Origin of the sequence: Tritonibacter sp. SIMBA_163, from assembly GCF_046535935.1 — a bacterium.
In the GTDB taxonomy this organism is placed as follows: Bacteria; Pseudomonadota; Alphaproteobacteria; order Rhodobacterales; family Rhodobacteraceae; genus Epibacterium; species Epibacterium scottomollicae.
Window position 1 is genome coordinate 1 of sequence record NZ_JAWJBP010000545.1, and the last position, 267, is coordinate 267.

The window sequence follows — 267 nt, forward strand, 5'->3', positions numbered from 1 at the left end:
CTCGGCGAGGCCGGCTTCTTTATAATCAATCGATTGTAATTGAACCAAGGTCGAGACCACATTTTTCGAAATGAGGGGTCCCGCTTGCTCTGGACTCCCTAATTTTTCCGGAAGATCTTCGTCGACGACAATGCCCGCTTTTCTTTCCATAATAAAGAAATGCGTATCCATCACTTCTGGATCTTCACAATACACAAAAGGTTCAGGTGCCAATGGAAAAACAGGATGCACTTTTTCAAGCATTTTGAATTCGCGCTCCATGTCATG

General features: G+C 44.2%; 1 pseudogene. It reads right to left on the reverse strand.

The window, feature by feature from the left end:
• Nucleotides 1-267: pseudogene (locus R0J92_RS23465) on the reverse strand (phosphotransferase family protein); the annotation flags it as partial.